This window comes from Spirosoma aureum (assembly GCF_011604685.1).
Lineage (GTDB): Bacteria > Bacteroidota > Bacteroidia > Cytophagales > Spirosomataceae > Spirosoma > Spirosoma aureum.
Genome location: NZ_CP050063.1, coordinates 3,662,888 through 3,679,218, shown reverse-complemented (window position 1 = coordinate 3,679,218; position 16,331 = coordinate 3,662,888). Strand labels below are relative to the sequence as shown.

Sequence of the window (16,331 nt, the reverse complement as noted above, 5' to 3'; positions counted from 1 at the left end):
TAGGTTGGTCAAATGCTTTGATACTCATACTTTCTCTCATATGTGTATCGACCCAGCCAGCCGACAATACGCCGAGAAAATAACCGCGATGGCCTTTAGGTTTGTGGCATGGTAAGAATCTGAGAATTAGCTAGCTTTCTAAAAACATCAGAGCGGGCTTCCCTATCGCGGTGGCTAGGTATAACCTATGGTCCGATTCAGGTCCTGCTCTGTCTTCTTGCCCCCGACTCGAATAGAAATGTGGGACACCAGGCGGCATCGGCCGTCCGACCCTTAGTAAGGTATTGAGAATAGGGACAAGTCCATTGCTTCACCCTTAAATAACAGAGCTTATGCAATTTCACTATTTCATTGGTATTGACGTATCAAAGAACACGCTTGATTGGGCTATTTACACACCTACCGGCTTAGTCGGTCAATTTCAATCTGACAATTCACCGAAGGCAGTTTCCAAGGCCGTCAAACAGTTAGTGGCTTTACCTCAGTTTGCTTTAGCCACCAGTATTTGCTGTCTGGAACATACGGGTATTTACAATGCCCATGTGTTAGAAGTATTTTATCAGGAAGGCTTTCGTTTGTGGTTGGAAGCATCCATTCAGATTAAACAAGCTGGTGGTTTACAACGGGGTAAGTCAGATGCCATTGATGCAGTTCGCATTGCTGAGTACGCGTATCGGTTCCGAGATCGTTTACGCATCTGGCAACCGACTCGTTCTGTTTTAAAGCAATTAACTGAGTTGAGCCAACTTCGTCATCGTTTGCAATCAGTTATTAATCAACTAGCGGTTCCCTTGACGGAGCAAAAACGTTTCGGTGATCGGGCGCTTCCGCACCAATTAAAAGGGCACTGTGGTGACTCGCTCAAGGCACTAAAAAAGGATCTTGAGCAAGTGGAAGCTAGCCTTAAAAGTCTGATACAGAATGACGCTGAGTTGAAAACTCTTTTTAGCCTTCTTACATCCGTGCCTGGAGTGGGCACTATCGTTGCTACTGAGATAATCATTGCCACTGACGAATTCAAGACAATTACTGAACCGAAGAAGCTAGCTTGCCATGCCGGTGTAGCTCCTTTTGAACATCGTTCGGGAAGTAGTGTTCGGGGACGTACTCGAGTCAATCACCACGCTCGTAAATCATTGAAAACTTTATTACATCTGGCCTCTATGGCGGCGGTTAAAAGTAAGGGTGAATTGCAACTTTATTATCAGCGGAAAGTAGCCCAAGGCAAAAATCGAATGCTAATTTTAAACGCTGTCCGCAATAAGCTCATTCATCGGGTCTATGCTGTAGTCCGCCGAAATGAAAAATATGATAAAAATTATAAGCCAACCCTTGCTTGAACCATAGAAATCGGACCACTCCATCCAACTGGCCAGATAAGCCCAGGCCCCATCTGAAAGAGGCAGATAAGTGATGTCGCCCACCCAAGCTTGGTTAGGCGCAGTCGGCTTACCCAACTTAATCAACCGATTTGCACAAGCCATTAAGCCAGGCCGGGAGTCAGTCGTTTTCGGTACGAAGCTACGCGGTTGAATTGCTTGCCAGTCCTGTTCTTGCCTCAACCGACGTACCCGATGACGACCGGGCTTGACGCCCTGTTCTTTCAGCTCTTCTAACACCCGACGACTGCCATAGCGCCGTGAGTTTTCCCGCATGGGCGGCCCCGCAGAAGATCTTATCGATGGCTGTAGTCCTAGATAGTGTGCTATCCGATGGAGTAAACGTTGTTCCATTGCGATACGTGTAATAGGCAGTCTTACTAACATTCAGCATCTTACAGAGTAGTCGTACAGGGAAATTGTCTTCTTCCAGCTTAATGAATCGGTAAACATGAGTCAGGTTTGTCGCGGTTCCTCGCCGGGACTGCAAATGGCTAAGGCTTTTTTTAGAATCTCGCGCTCCATCTCCGATTGCCGTAGTTGTTTACGAAGCGTCTCGACTTCCTGCTGAAGATTTTGGTCGGTTTTCTTTTCCCCCGCTTCGGCGGACCGATTGTCATTGCTCTTCCGCCAAGCGTGAATTAGGCTATCACTGATGCCCATCTTACGGGCTACGGCCATGATGGGTTTGGACTTGCTACATTTGACTGGAGACTTTTTTTAGGCAGATTTGGGAGACTAACTCCAATTTGACTATGGTTAAACGACATGTTTATGACGAAGCGTTCAAGGGAATGGCACCGCGCCGGCGGACCGGTCGAGTTATCTTATGCGAAAGGATCCATACAAGATGCAGTCCGTGAATTGGGGATTGATCCTGGCCGAATCCGTAAATGGAGACGGTCGGCCGCTGCCGCAACGATATCAGAAAAACGATCAGACCCAGCCTGCTAATGCTACACTTTCTGATGAGCAGCAACAAATTAGAAGATTGCAACGGGAGCTTAGAGAAGCGCAGATGGATCGGATGGCCGAAGCCACGCGATATATTAAAGAAGGCAGTCAGCATGCGATGCCCGGCATCTTCTCCAGGACCGACGGAAAGTATTCCGATTTATAAAGGAAAATGCTCATCTATTTCCCGTCGAGAAGATGTGTAAAGTATTGAAGGTGAGCAGTAGCGGCTACTATTACTGGCGTAAGCATCCCGTCGGCACTCGCCAACGAAACCAGGAACAGTTGGTGAGCCATATCCGGCAAGTGCATGCTCAGAGCCAAGGTCGTTATGGTAGTCCCGCGCCACGGGGGCTCGGATTGCCGACGCACTTCGTGAGCAGGGCGTGAAGGTATCGCGTAACCGTATTGCCAGACTCATGAGGAAACCAGGGATTCGGAGCATTGTCTACAAAAAGTATCGGGTGCAAACGACCGACTCGACTCATGATTATCCAGTGCCTAAAAATCTGTTAAACAGGGCGTTTACGGCCGATAAGCCCGGTCAAAATCGGAGCGCCGAAGCGATGGGTTTCTGATATCACCGCCCGGCGGCCCGGTTACATTGCCACAAAAGAGGGATGGCTATATCTGACTGTGATTTTGGATCTGGCAGATCGAAAAGTAATTGGCTGGGCTATGAGTGAAGGCTTGAAAGCGGTAGAGACCAGTGTAGCAGCTTGGCGGATGGCCTTCAAAAACAGAGCGATAGATGGCAAGCTGGTCTTCCATCGCACCGGCGACCCGGTCGGACCGAGGTATTCAGTATGCTTGCTGCTCATTTGGAGATGAGTTGAAGGGCTTACCGGTTGCACAGAGCATGACGGGGCCGCCCGGCGGCCGCAGGGGCAATTGTTGGGATAACGCTGTGGCGGAGAGTTTTTTTAAGACGCTCAAAAGTGAACGGTCCGCCGTTGCGGTTGGTGAATCACGCTCATTTTGCGACACGAGCTGCAGCTCGGTTAGCTATATTCGAGTACATTGAGGGCTGGCCGCCGCCGCTGCGGTATAATCATCGACGAAAACATTCGACATTGGGTTACCGCACACCCTGTCAACAGGAATCTTATTTTTACACATCCTCAATGGCCGCTTAACAAAAAATCTCCAGTGTACTGTTGCAAGTCCACATGCGCTCAAGGGATTCATTGTAAATCGTTATACTGATCAAACGTTTCAAGATTGTTTATGGTCTGCTCAATCACGACAGCTATGGTCTCAATGATTCGTTGTCTAAGCTCAACGGCGGAGCATCTAGTGATCAGCTGATGCTTGTGTTCGTGGTGCAGACCATGTTGATGCGATAGGTGACCATGAGTCAGCAGTTCACAAAGATTAGACTACACTGACCTATCATACTACTCTTTAAACAAGCTTAAAAATTAAATCCGACATTAAGGCCTGGTTCTGGAAAGACGAATCTAGACCATTTATCATCCAACTGTTTAAATCCATCCGGTAATTCTGTATGATAAGCACGATGTGTCATGCATAGCGATGGTTGAAAGAAAAATTTATCTCTAAACAGTTTGATATGGTAACCAACACGGTATGAATTGAAAAGCTGAAAGCCATTGTCAATTTTCCCACCATTGTCATTCACAAAAATTTGCCAGGTAGGCATTACATCAAGCTGGGTATACAAACCTTTCCATACAAATCGTGTGTAAGACGCTGTTATGCCAACCTCACGAACATACCCCGGAAATTTTTCCTCTGGCTTTTTGTAGGCTTTGTTTAAGAATGGATGAATTCCATTTGGCCAGGCATATCTCCAGGTTTTGGGAGCGAATGCAATTACATCTTTTCCTGTAATCCGATAGCCTATATTGAATTGAGCGAAGTTGGGCGGATTTTCAGTATCCAAATTACCGAGTAGTACAAATAAAGAGGTTCCAACGAACCACCGCTTGTAGGTGCTGTCTGATTTAGCGTATTGGGCTTTGAGTGGTAGCGTGCCTGTCAGCATGAAGACAAGCCCAACGAAGAAAATCCGCTTTTGCATCTCTTTTTACTTTACGTGAAACGATGTTGCAAAGGTGGATTAGCGATGTGGTCTAACTCGTTCACTTAGGTTAAGAAATACATGACCACGAACCGGACGGCTAATAGTTGTTTAGCATAAGTTTAAAAATTAAACCCAAAATCAAGCCCAGGTTGAATAAAGTAGTTAGGCCATTTTTGTTCTATCGACTTGAAAGATGCTGGCACCTTGGTCCTTACAGGCCAATAGCTACATCCAATAGCCGGTTCAAAAAAGAACCGATTTTTAAAAAACTTAAACTGGTAGCCTACATAGAAGTCCAGATACAATGTGTATCCGTTTCCAATCTTTTTCTTGTTCTCATCCATATATTTTTCAAAAGCATTCAATGCATAAACGGATGTGTATGCTCCTTTCCACCAAAACCGCTGATAGCCTACTGTAGGTGCCAGGATGCGTGCGTGTCCGGGATAGTTTAGGTCAGGTGCATCAAATGACGGTCCAAAAGGGATACCTATTGGCCAGGAATAAATGGATCTTTTAAATCTAAAGGAAACGACATCTTTCGGGGTTATCCTGTATCCAACATTTAATTGTACGTACTCAGGTCGATTTGGATCATCGGGAATAAAATTTCCTAACATATAGAATGAACTCCCAACGAACCACCTTCTAGACGTACTGTCTGTTTTAGCGTATTGGGCTTTGAGTTGGAACGTACCTGTCAGTAGTAAGACCAAACCGATGAAGAAAATCTTCTTTTGCATTTCTTTTCCTGTTACGTGAAACGATACGGCAAAAGTGGGTCGGCGAAATGCCGTAACTCGTTCACTTTAGTTAAGAAATGAACCTTACCCTTTATCTTTCTCTGTAAGTCTGGCTCTTAGTCTACTTAATGACTGGGGTTTGATACCTAAATAGCTCGCTAACTGATGCTGAGGCACACGCTGAAGTAGGTCCGGTCTTTTTTGGATTAAGTTCAGGTAGCGTTGCTCAGGGGAAGAATTCTTAAACTCGTCAAAGTCTATTCGCTGTTTAGCTAACAATTCTTCTGCCAGTAGTTTACACATTATGTCAAACTTTGGAAATTTACTGTTTACTTCTACTTCCATATCAGTAGTCGACACGGTAAGAATACTATCCTCAACACAACTCACGTAATAGTCAGAAGGAGTTTTGCTTGTCACGCAAGGAGGTGTTAAGGCGTCCATTTCTGTGTAAAATGCGGTTGTTTTTTCTTCACCCTCCAACACATAATAGGTGCGAATACAGCCTTTTAAAATAAAGTAGCTGTTTTTTGATTTCTGCCCTTCTGCGAGTAAAATCGTCCCTTTCTTTACCGAGTAGAATATGTCCAAAGAAACGATTGCGTTCTTCTCATCTTCTGTCAGAGAAATGTATTTTGATATAAAGTCAAATAGTATGTCTTGCATAGTTTAGTTATTGTTGCCTGTTATACTTGCCATCATCGTACAAGACAGAACCTGGCTTGGAGTAGCAAAATACGAAAGAGAAGCGATGGTTCAACTAGAAAACCGGCATAGCTCATATCTCTTGCTGTGAGTTGGCTGTTCCGTTAAGGGTGTATTTAAAAAATTGGACTTGCAACTAGTGTATAGTGTATAACTTTTGTCTTATAAGTCGCCCTGCCCGACTTTAAGGAAAGTCGGGCAGGGCGACTGCATGAATTGATGGGTTAGGGAATCACCACTTTCAGGTGTTGCTGCTGCTGCCCACTTTGTACCCCTAACACCAATACACCCCGACTTTGACCGACCGGCAGATTAACCCGGTCTACCTCACGGGCCTGTTGAAGATGCTGGTGTGATATTAGTTTACCTTGTTGATCCACCAACTGCAGGTAAACCGATTGCTCGGATACCCCTCGAATCTCAACTTCCAGGGTTTTGCCTTCTACGGGATTACCCAGAATCGTTACCTGCAAGCTTGAGCCGGCTTCACCAACTCCCAATCGAGCTGGCGTATTACAACCCGCCAGCCAGTTGTAGACATAGCTCGCTTCACCGGCACTCCCACTCTGGGTCGCTTTCAGGGTGATGCTTGGATTGTCGGTATACAGATTCAGACTGTAGGGACCCGCGTTGGTCGTCGCCGGCAACTCATTGACCACCGAGAAACTGATCGGCTGACCGCTCACCCCTGCATATATCGGCGTAAAGCTCAATCGACGCTGACCCACACTCAGCACCTCACAACTCACCGTGTTCACACCTGTGATGCTGAATCCGGATGGCGGGTTACTCGGTTCGCTTACCGTTACACTCACCGTGCCTGCCACCGTCTGCGACACCGGCGATGTGGCGTCACTCACCACCACCCTAAAGGTCTGTACACCTGCACTCAATCCCGACACCGTCGCGGAATTCCCGCCAGGATTGATACTACCCGGACCCGTAAACACATAACTGTATGGACCCGTCCCACCCGATACACTCGCGGTCAACGTCGTTGATCCACTCGTCACTAGCTGGCTTGGAGTCGCTGTCAGATTCACCGTCAGCGGACCCACCACCGCCGGTAAGACGGTCAGGTCAAAACTCGTACTCGCGCTCAGGCTGCCCGGATCGGTCGCCGTCAGCACCACCGTCGAGACTCCACTCCCGTTCGGCGTACCCGATAGCTGGGTACCCACCAGACTCAGCCCTGCCGGCAGGCCACTGGCCACCAGTGTGATCTGATTCGGCGTTTCCTGATCGGCAAAGGTATTAGCCAGATTCAGACTATACCCCTGACCCACGACTGCCGTCTGATTACCCACCGGACTGTTCAGGCGAGGGGGCGTGTTGTCCTGGCCTGCACTGGCACAGGCCGCTAACCAGTTGTAGCTGAAACTAGCCACCTCCACACTGCCTGTTTGCGTCGCTTTTAAGCTCAGCACCGGATTGTCCCGGTATAAGGTCAGCGAGTAGGGAGCCGGATCGGTCGTGGGAGCCAGTTCATTGACCACCTCAAAGGCAATCGACTGACCGGTCAATCCGGCATACCGAGGGGCAAAGTTGATGTTGATCCGGTCCGCTACCGGTGTACAACTGATCGTAGTTACCCCCGTAATAGCGAAAGGCTGAGTCGGCGGTGGAGTCGTCGTGGCCGGCAGCACCGTAAGTAACAACGGCGTGCTCACCGAGAGTCCACCCGGATCGGTCGCCGTAATACTCACCGTGAAGGGAGAGCCTACGGTCGTGGAGGGTATTCCACTCAGGGTGGCTCCCACAAAACCCAGGCCTGCTGGCAACCCACTGGCCGACAGACGCAGACTTAGGGGGGTCTCGGTGTCGGTGAAGGTGCCTTCAGGAATCACATAGGTGAAATAGGTGCCCGCCGTGGCCGTCTGGCTGCTGAGGCTACTTACCACCCGGGGGGGGTATTAGGCGACTCCGAGGTGCGACAGGCCGCCAGCCAGTTGTAGACATAGCTGGCTTCGGGTGGCGTACCGCCCTGAATGGCCTTCAGCGTGAGCGTTGGATTATCGGTATAGAGCTGGAGGGTATAGGGTCCCGACTCGGTGGTGGGCAGCAATTCGTTGGCCACCGAGAAAGACACGGGCTGACCGTTGAGACCGCTGTAGCGGGGCGTAAAGCTGACACTGAAGCGGTTGGGCAGAATCGGTGTGCAACTCAGAGTCGTCACGGCCGTGATGGCGAAGGGGGCCGTCTGCACGGGATTGACGGTGAGGGCAAAGGCCGTCGAGGTCAGGCTGTTACAGGCTCCACTGACGACCACGATATAGCTACCCGCATCGGCGATCTGGACATTGGTCAGCATCAGCGTAGCCGAGGTTTGCCCCCCAACGGGGCTGCTCAGGTTGTCTTTGAACCATTGGAAGCCGGTAGGATTGCCACTGACGGCAATGGCAGTGGTGACATTAGCACCCACCGTAACCGTGGAGGCTGAAGCGGGCTGCTGGGTGAAGACGATGGTTTGGTCAGGTTGTTGACTCACCTCCACACTGGTTACGGCCGTACAGCCGCTGCCCGAGGTCAAGGTCACCGAATACGTCCCCGCTGAACTCACCGTCAGGATGGGACTCGTCGAGCCCGTGTTCCACAACACACTGCCCACGCCCACTGCTGTCAGACTCACACTTGGACTGGCACAGGTTAGGGTCGCACTGCTGGGGTTGATGCTCACCGAAGGGGCGCTCTGATCGGCACTCACCTCCACACTGGCCACAGCCGTACAGCCACTGCCCGAGGTCAAGGTCACCGAATACGTTCCCGCCGTACTCACCGTCAGGATGGGACTCGTCGAGCCCGTGTTCCACCGCACACTGCCCACACCCACTGCCGTCAGACTCACACTTGGGCTGGCACAACTTAGCGTAGCTGAGGAAGGATTAATGCTCACCGAAGGCGCACTCTGATCGGCGCTCACCTCCACACTGGTCACGGCCGTACAGCCACTACCCGAGGTCAAGGTCACCGAGTAGGTCCCCGCTGAACTCACCGTCAGGATGGGACTCGTCGAGCCCGTGTTCCACAACACACTGCCCACGCCCACTGCCGTCAGACTCACCGAAGGACTGGCGCAGCTCAGGGTCGCACTGCTGGGGTTGATGCTTACCGAAGGGGCACTCTGATCGGCGCTCACCTCCACACTGGTCACGGCCGTACAGCCACTACCCGAGGTCAAGGTCACCGAATAGGTCCCCGCTGAACTCACCGTCAGGATGGGACTCGTCGAGCCCGTGTTCCACCGCACACTGCCCACGCCCACCGCCGTCAGACTCACACTCGGAGTGGCACAGGTTAGGGTCGCACTGCTGGGGTTGATGCTCACCGAAGGGGCACTCTGATCGGCACTCACCTCCACACTGGCCACAGCCGTACAGCCGCTACCCGAGGTCAAGGTCACCGAATAGGTCCCCGCCGTACTCACCGTCAGGATGGGACTCGTCGAGCCCGTGTTCCACCGCACACTGCCCACGCCCACCGCCGTCAGGCTCACACTTGGACTGGCACAGCTCAGGGTCGCACTGCCGGGGTTGATACTCACTGAAGGCGCACTCTGATCGGCGCTCACCTCCACACTGGTCACGGCCGTACAGCCACTGCCCGAGGTCAAGGTCACCGAATACGTCCCCGCCGTACTCACCGTCAGGATGGGACTCGTCGAGCCTGTGTTCCACCGCACACTGCCCACACCCACCGCCGTCAGACTCACACTCGGAGTAGCACAGGTTAGCGTAGCTGAGGAAGGATTAATGCTCACCGAAGGCGCACTCTGATCGGCGCTCACCTCCACACTGGTCACGGCCGTACAGCCACTGCCCGAGGTCAAGGTCACCGAATAGGTCCCCGCTGAACTCACCGTCAGGATGGGACTCGTCGAGCCCGTGTTCCACAACACACTGCCCACGCCCACCGCCGTCAGACTCACACTTGGACTGGCACAGCTCAGGGTCGCACTGCCGGGGTTGATACTCACTGAAGGCGCACTCTGATCGGCGCTCACCTCCACACTGGTCACGGCCGTACAGCCACTGCCCGAGGTCAAGGTCACCGAATAGGTCCCCGCTGAACTCACCGTCAGGATGGGACTCGTCGAGCCCGTGTTCCACAACACACTGCCCACGCCCACCGCCGTCAGACTCACACTTGGACTGGCACAGCTCAGGGTCGCACTGCCGGGGTTGATACTCACTGAAGGCGCACTCTGATCGGCGCTCACCTCCACACTGGTCACGGCCGTACAGCCACTACCCGAGGTCAAGGTCACCGAATACGTCCCCGCTGAACTCACCGTCAGGATGGGACTCGTCGAGCCCGTGTTCCACAACACACTGCCCACGCCCACCGCCGTCAGACTCACACTTGGACTGGCACAGCTCAGGGTCGCACTGCCGGGGTTGATACTCACTGAAGGCGCACTCTGATCGGCGCTCACCTCCACACTGGTCACGGCCGTACAGCCACTGCCCGAGGTCAAGGTCACCGAATACGTCCCCGCCGTACTCACCGTCAGGATGGGACTCGTCGAGCCCGTGTTCCACCGCACACTGCCCACACCCACTGCCGTCAGACTCACACTTGGGCTGGCACAGGTTAGGGTCGCACTGCCGGGGTTGATGCTCACTGAGGCCGCTGTTACGTCCTGATCCACCGTCGTGCTGGCGGCACTTACGCAGCCGCTGGTATTTCCAACCACCACTGAATAAACGCCCGGTGTACTCACCACCACCGTGCTGCTGCTACCCGGTGTTCCCACCACCAGGCCACTGCCCGTGCTGAAAGTAAACGAATTACCGCCACTAGCCGTCAGCGTGACGCTGGTCTGGCTACAGGTCAACGGCCCGTTGTTGGTCAGGCTGGCTACGGGTGAGATGTTCACAGTCAGGCTCGTAGTGGCCGTAACCCGTTGTCCTCCGCTGTTCACGGTTAGTGTAAATGTTTGTACACCCGACCCGGAGGCTGTTTGTACGACACTAAAAGCTGTGGCTGTGGTAGGTCCTGGACTGCCAATTGAAGACCCTCCATTCTCAAGTGACCAGCTATAGTTGCCAGCTATATTTCCTATCGTAGCCGTAAACGTGATGGGGCTACCCACACAAACCCGGTTGGGTGTCACCGCAAAGCCCGTTATGGTGGGCGTAGCATCATTTACCGCCAGACTGTAAGCCGTGCTTGCAATACCTCCGCAACCATTAGCGTCGCTGGCCTGCACCAGCACCGAGTAGCTGCCCGCTGTGGTGGGCGTACCCGAGAGCACGCCCGCACTCGACACACTCAGGCTGGCTGGTAGGTTACTGCTGAGCACACTAAAGGTATAGGGGCCAGTGCCGCCCTGGGCCGTGAAGCTCTGGCTGAACTGCTGATTGACCGTTGCCGTGCTGACTCCAGGGTTGGCAACCGTTAAGACGGTGGGCATGCCCTGGTACTCATACGCCCCCCGGTCGATGACTCCACCGTTAAACTGACGGGCTGCACCTGCCAGATCGGTAGCGGGGCCGTTCGCCGATGAGTAAGCGGCATTGCTACCCGTGTTGATGGCTGGTGAGCAGTCCCGCAGTTGGGTGCTGGTGGTGGAGACAAAGGGCGTGAGGGTGGTGGTGAGGTTATTGCCCTCATCAGTGTAGGCGGTCACGCCGGGCTCGAAGAGGCTGTAGCTGGCTGATAGGCTGGGACCGTCAGTCACGAAGGTGTTAGCCCCACCGTTGCCGAAGAACACTGAGTTGACCAGTTGGCTGCCTCCCTCTTCCGAATACACTGCGCCCCCCTGGGGAGCCTGATTCCCCTGGAACGACGTATTGGTGAGTTGAGGTGAAGTAGAAGCATCAAAGATCGCTCCACCCTGCTCAGTAGCCACATTGTTGACAAACGAGCAGTTGATTACCTGATGATTTGTTCCATAGAAAAATAAGGCTCCTCCCCGGTTAGCGGTGTTGCTGGCAAAGGATGTATTGATCAAGGTGGCTGGACCCGAGTTTACAAAGACTGCTCCGCCCCCGTCTCCTCCTCCTCGGTTATTCTCAAAGACACAGTTGGTTAGCTTCAGCGCTTGTTCGCCACCTGAAAAAGAGATCCCCCCCCCTTCAGCTACAGCCGAGTTGCCCGTAAAGCGGCAATCAGTGGCCTCCAAGCCAGCATCTTGTATGTAAATTGCTCCACCATCTCTCATTAAACCCCGGTTGTTGATAAACTGGCAATGGATTAGCTTCACTGATCCGTTACTTTGATGAAAGATAGCCCCTCCACCCCGCTTAGCCGTATTGTTTTCCAGCAGGCAGTCCATTAGCTCCAACTCCGTGTTACTACCATTGTAGAAAACCCCACTTAAAGAGCCCGAGTTTTGACGAAACGTGCTGGTACTGACGATTAACTTACTGTTATCACTGCTATAAATAACCCCACTCCCATCGTCTGTATGCTTTTCAAATAAGCACCCGGTGATCGTTATTGTTCCAGTTCCTCGATTGCTAATGGCACTACCATAGGCCATTCCTGCTGAATTGGCCTCAAAGCGACAGTTGGTAATCGTGGGACTACTGTTTTCAGTGTAGATCGCTCCTCCATTGCTGCTTCCGTAGTTATCGATGAAGAAGCAGTTGCGGATGCTGGGACTCGCACGAATAGTATAAAGGCCGCCCCCCACAACAGAATTAAGTGCATTTGGCGTGGGGGCAGCATTCCGGCCATTGCCTTTGATAATGACAAAGCCATCCAGCACCGCACTGGCCGTCAGGCCCGGCTCGCTACGGACCACATGACCACTGTTGTCACTGTCAGGCCCTGAATCGCCCGGGGTGCCAATATCACCCGAGAGGCTGCTGCTGGAAGGTTGCCCCGTGACGGGGTTGACCCCTGGGCGCTGGATAAGCTGGGTTTCATTGCCTGTAAAGCCCCCATAGATGGCTACCCCCTCTTTCAGCACAAAGCTGATGGTGGGGTCAGTGCCTGTGGTGGGTTTGTAGAGCCCCTGAGCTACCCAGACCTGGGCTCCGCAGGTAGCCGCCGTATTGATAGCCGTTTGCAGGGAAGTACCCGCGAAGGCATTGGTCCAACTACTACCGTTCTGCAAACCCGCCCCACTCTGGGTCACATACACCACTGTGCCGCAGGGTAGAGTCGCATTGCCTACGCTCAGCGAGTAAGCCGTGCTGGACTCCCCCACACAGCCGTTGGCATCAGTAGCCCGCACCAGCGCCGAGTAGCTGCCCGCTGCCGTGGGCGTACCCGAGAGCCCGCCCGCACTCGACAGGCTCAGGCTAGCTGGCAGGTTGCTGCTAACCACACTGTAGCTGTAGGTGCCATTGCCGCCACTGGCCGTGAAACTCTGGCTGAACGGTTGCCCCACCGTAGCGGTGCTGACGGTGGGGTTGCTCACCGTCACCGCATTGACCGTCACACTGGTGAGGGCAATGGTTAGTGGTCCTCCGTTACTGACCGTCAGCGTAAAGCTCTGGCTACCATTTCCCGAAGCCACCAGATTCTGACCGAAGCTTGTGCTGGACGTAGTGCCTATAGTGGTGCTAGTGCCGTTGGTCAGCGTGTAGGTATAGCTGCCTGTTACGTTGCCTATAGTAGCGGTAAAGGTGACGAGGCTCCCGGCACAAACCGGGTTTGGACTGGCGGTAAAGCCCGCGATGGTTGGACCAACAACAAGGGTTTGCTGTTCGTACCGGCTAATGGTCCCATCTGTACGGCCGATTAGCAGATCCAGGTTATTATCACCGTCAATATCAGTAACGATGGGCTGAGCGTTTCCGCCCATCGTCAAGCTGTTGAAGCTAGTAGTTATCTGGTTGAACCCTAATGAACCAGCAGTACTCTGTTTGTAGTGGTAAATGTTCCCCTGACTGTTCCCTATTAACATATCAAGCAACCCATCGCCATCCAGATCGACAACAACCGGAGCCGAATTGGCCCCTACGCTTATGCTGTTAAAGCCTGACGTCACCCGTCTGAAGCTGTTACTGTTTACAGCCTCCTGCCTGAAATGGCTGATTGTCCCATCTGCCTTTCCGACCAGGATGTCGAGTAGGCCATCCCGGTCTAGGTCCGTCATTGTCGGAGCGGAATTTGACGTTGTATTAATACTAGCAAAGTTGTTGGTTACGAGCGTAAACGAGGAACCTCCAACCGTACTCTGTTCATATTGATAGACCAATCCGTTGCCCCTACCCAACAGCAAATCGAATAAGCCATCTCCATCGAGGTCTGATACGACCGGCACGGCATTTGTCCCCATATTGATGACATTAGCGCCATCCATCAGACTACCTACCCGTGTAAAGGCGTTTCCATTGATAGTATTTTGCTCATAATGATCGACCGTGCCGTCGGCTTTACCGATGAGTAGATCGAGCAGCCCATCGGCATCCAGGTCCGTTACGGTCGGTGCTGAATTCGCCGTCGTGTTGATGTTCCCAAAAGTAAGGCTAATCAGGCTATAGGTAAGGTTGGTGTTTGGACGCGTTACAGTGAATACGTCTAATACCGTCTGTACATTAGAAACCATGAACAGAATGGGCTGTGTGGAAGCTACCTTAGGAACAGTAACCGTAATATTTGACGTAGAATTAACCGTGAAGGGTGCAGATAACTCGCCAAATCGCACACCCGTTACCTGGCTTTCGCCCGGCTCTCCCGTCAGGTTGTTTCCCGTAATTGTCAATGTACTCCCGACCGGCCCACTTGTTGGTGTGAAACCAGTAATAGTAGAAGCAACAGAACGATTGAGTCGCACACTTGCATTCGATCCAGAAGAGTTAGCTACTACGAAGTCCAGATCGCCATCCCCATCCAAATCGCCAAGGGCTACTGAATTAGCGCCATTACCTACGGCTGCAGTGGGGTTGGAAGCGGGTGGGGTGAAGTTACCAGTGCCGTCGTTCAGCCGAACATTAGCATTGCCACTACTGGCGGTCACGAAGTCCAGATCGCCATCTCCATCCAAATCGCCAAGAGCGATATCTTCGCTACCACTTATGGCAGGTTCAGGGTTAGTAGTGGGTGGGGTAAAGTTACCCGTGCCGTCGTTCAGCCGAACACTTACAGTGTGATCACTACCAGCGTTAGTCGTTACGAAGTCCAAATTGCCATCCCCATTCACATCTCCAAGGGCAACTGAAGCAGGTCTATCACCTACAGCAGGTTCGGGGTTGGTAGCGGGGGGGGTAAAGTTACCTGTGCCGTCGTTCAGCCGAACACTTACAAATCCACTTCTATAAGCCAGATTTCCCCTATTACGGTTGGCCGTTACAAAGTCCAGATCGCCGTCTCCATCCAAATCCCCGAGCGCAACTGAAGTGGGATACACACCCACAGCTGGATTGGGGTTAGTAGCCGGTGGGATAAAGTTACCAGTGCCGTCGTTGAACCGAACACTCACTGTGTTATCATCAGCATTAGTCGCTACGAAGTCCAGATCGCCATCCGCATCTATATCCCCGAGCGCTACGCTGTAAGGGGCAACCCCCACAGCTGGATTGGGGTTGGTAGCCGGTGGCGTAAAGTTACCCGTGCCGTCATTAAGCCGAACACTCACTGTGTTACCACCAAGGTTGGTCGTTACGAAGTCCAGATCGCCATCCCCATCCAAATCGCCAAGGGCTACTGAATTAGCGGCAGTACCCGCGGCAGGATTGGGGTTGGTAGCGGGGGGGGTAAAGTTGCCCGTGCCGTCGTTGAGCCGAACACTTACATTGTCATTTCCCAGGTGAGCCATTACAAAGTCCAGGTCCCCATCCCCATCCAAATCACCAAGAGCGACCGAATAAGCGCTGCCATTCACAGCTGGATTTGGATTAGTAGCGGGGGGGGAGAAATAACCCCGCCCCGTTCCGCCTGTGGCCGTAGTGAACCGATGTACATGCCCCCTGGCCAGATTACCACCCTCGTCACTTTTAACGGCTGTCGTCGACGTAACGAAGATGGTTTCCCCAGGTTTAAAGTTGGTGGTGGGATTAAACCGAAGTGTGTTTCCAGTAGCAATGTTAGTGACCCCACCAAGTCCATCCCGCATAGCACCACCCCGTTGCTGGCTGAACACACGCAGGGCACCTTTGCTGTTTGCGCTGTTGCTGATGGGCTGGCTAAAGGTCACCGCTACATTCGTGTTAACCGGAGCATTGCGCAGATTACGGGCTGGTGAGAGCGAGGAAACCGTTAATGGTTGGGCCTGACCAAGCAGACTGACCAGGTGCAGACTAAGCAAAAGGCCAACCCAGTTTCCATGTTTGTAATAGTTTTTCATGCAATTGATAGTTATGTGTTTATCCAGACTATAAGAAGCAACCAGGTGCTGGCAAGCCTCAGGCGGTTAGCCCTGATTTACCCAGGCAAGAGGCAAACGGGTCCCCCTGTCCGCAGTTCTTCAGAGTCTCCCGCCCAATTCCGTGTTGCCCGATCAAACCAGGAGAGGGGGGCGGCCCATCCCGGCGCTGGATAGGAAAGACCCCAAAGAGCCCTGCTGATTAGTCGTTTTTCAAAGTAGAGAAGCAATGGTTGACACGGAGT

At 52.6% G+C, this 16,331-nt stretch carries 13 protein-coding genes; 5 read left to right on the top strand and 8 right to left on the bottom strand.

The features are described from left to right. Window positions 1-332: 332 nt before the first annotated feature. Complete coding sequence (locus tag G8759_RS14320; protein ID WP_167209047.1) at window positions 333-1,340, top strand: IS110 family RNA-guided transposase; 1,008 nt, start codon at window positions 333-335, stop codon at window positions 1,338-1,340. Here G8759_RS14320 and G8759_RS36385 read toward each other — a convergent pair. Then, window positions 1,245-1,655, bottom strand: a complete 411-nt coding sequence (locus tag G8759_RS36385) for an IS3 family transposase (protein ID WP_394353325.1) — start codon at window positions 1,653-1,655, stop codon at window positions 1,245-1,247. The two genes, G8759_RS14320 and G8759_RS36385, sit on opposite strands and share 96 nt — an antisense overlap. A 180-nt stretch (window positions 1,656-1,835) precedes the next feature. After that, the gene (locus G8759_RS14310) at window positions 1,836-2,060 is read right to left on the bottom strand and encodes a hypothetical protein (protein ID WP_167209043.1); all 225 of its coding nucleotides are present in this window, start codon (window positions 2,058-2,060) and stop codon (window positions 1,836-1,838) included. Window positions 2,061-2,208: 148 nt separating this feature from the next. Between G8759_RS14310 and G8759_RS14305 the strand changes: the two genes are divergently transcribed. Next, a complete protein-coding gene (locus G8759_RS14305; RefSeq protein ID WP_167209041.1) occupies window positions 2,209-2,499 on the top strand; it encodes a hypothetical protein in 291 nt (96 codons plus the stop codon). On the opposite strand, the gene G8759_RS14300 is transcribed toward G8759_RS14305, so the two are convergent. Beyond that, window positions 2,494-2,754 carry a hypothetical protein gene (locus G8759_RS14300; RefSeq protein WP_167204107.1) on the bottom strand — a complete coding sequence of 87 codons (261 nt, stop codon included), beginning with the start codon at window positions 2,752-2,754 and terminating at the stop codon, window positions 2,494-2,496. The genes G8759_RS14305 and G8759_RS14300 overlap by 6 nt on opposite strands. Here G8759_RS14300 and G8759_RS14295 point away from each other — a divergent pair. The 3 genes from G8759_RS14295 (at window position 2,720) to G8759_RS14285 (ending at window position 3,469) form a co-directional block, all read left to right on the top strand. Then, window positions 2,720-2,911 (top strand): hypothetical protein, encoded by a 192-nt coding sequence (locus tag G8759_RS14295; RefSeq protein ID WP_167209038.1) that lies wholly within the window; start codon window positions 2,720-2,722, stop codon window positions 2,909-2,911. The genes G8759_RS14300 and G8759_RS14295 overlap by 35 nt on opposite strands. Continuing rightward, on the top strand, window positions 2,868-3,164 hold the full coding sequence (locus tag G8759_RS36380) for a DDE-type integrase/transposase/recombinase (protein ID WP_167218964.1): 297 nt from the start codon (window positions 2,868-2,870) through the stop codon (window positions 3,162-3,164). The genes G8759_RS14295 and G8759_RS36380 overlap by 44 nt, the downstream gene beginning before the upstream one ends. 107 nt (window positions 3,165-3,271) lie before the next feature. Then, the gene (locus G8759_RS14285; RefSeq protein ID WP_167209036.1) at window positions 3,272-3,469 is read left to right on the top strand and encodes an IS3 family transposase; all 198 of its coding nucleotides are present in this window, start codon (window positions 3,272-3,274) and stop codon (window positions 3,467-3,469) included. A 278-nt stretch (window positions 3,470-3,747) separates the two neighbouring features. Here G8759_RS14285 and G8759_RS14280 read toward each other — a convergent pair whose 3' ends face one another. From G8759_RS14280 to G8759_RS14260, 5 genes are all read right to left on the bottom strand, one after another. Next, the gene (locus tag G8759_RS14280) at window positions 3,748-4,377 is read right to left on the bottom strand and encodes a hypothetical protein (RefSeq protein WP_167209034.1); all 630 of its coding nucleotides are present in this window, start codon (window positions 4,375-4,377) and stop codon (window positions 3,748-3,750) included. Window positions 4,378-4,499: 122 nt separating this feature from the next. Continuing rightward, on the bottom strand, window positions 4,500-5,123 hold the full coding sequence (locus tag G8759_RS14275; RefSeq protein ID WP_167209032.1) for a hypothetical protein: 624 nt from the start codon (window positions 5,121-5,123) through the stop codon (window positions 4,500-4,502). Window positions 5,124-5,207: 84 nt separating this feature from the next. Further along, window positions 5,208-5,789: a Crp/Fnr family transcriptional regulator gene (locus G8759_RS14270; protein WP_167209030.1), complete on the bottom strand. Its 582-nt coding sequence runs from the start codon at window positions 5,787-5,789 to the stop codon at window positions 5,208-5,210. Between the two features lie 263 nt (window positions 5,790-6,052). Next, a complete protein-coding gene (locus G8759_RS14265) occupies window positions 6,053-7,729 on the bottom strand; it encodes a putative Ig domain-containing protein (protein ID WP_167209028.1) in 1,677 nt (558 codons plus the stop codon). After that, window positions 7,723-16,068: an FG-GAP-like repeat-containing protein gene (locus tag G8759_RS14260; protein ID WP_167209026.1), complete on the bottom strand. Its 8,346-nt coding sequence runs from the start codon at window positions 16,066-16,068 to the stop codon at window positions 7,723-7,725. Before G8759_RS14260 ends, G8759_RS14265 begins: the two co-directional genes overlap by 7 nt. Window positions 16,069-16,331: the final 263 nt, after the last annotated feature.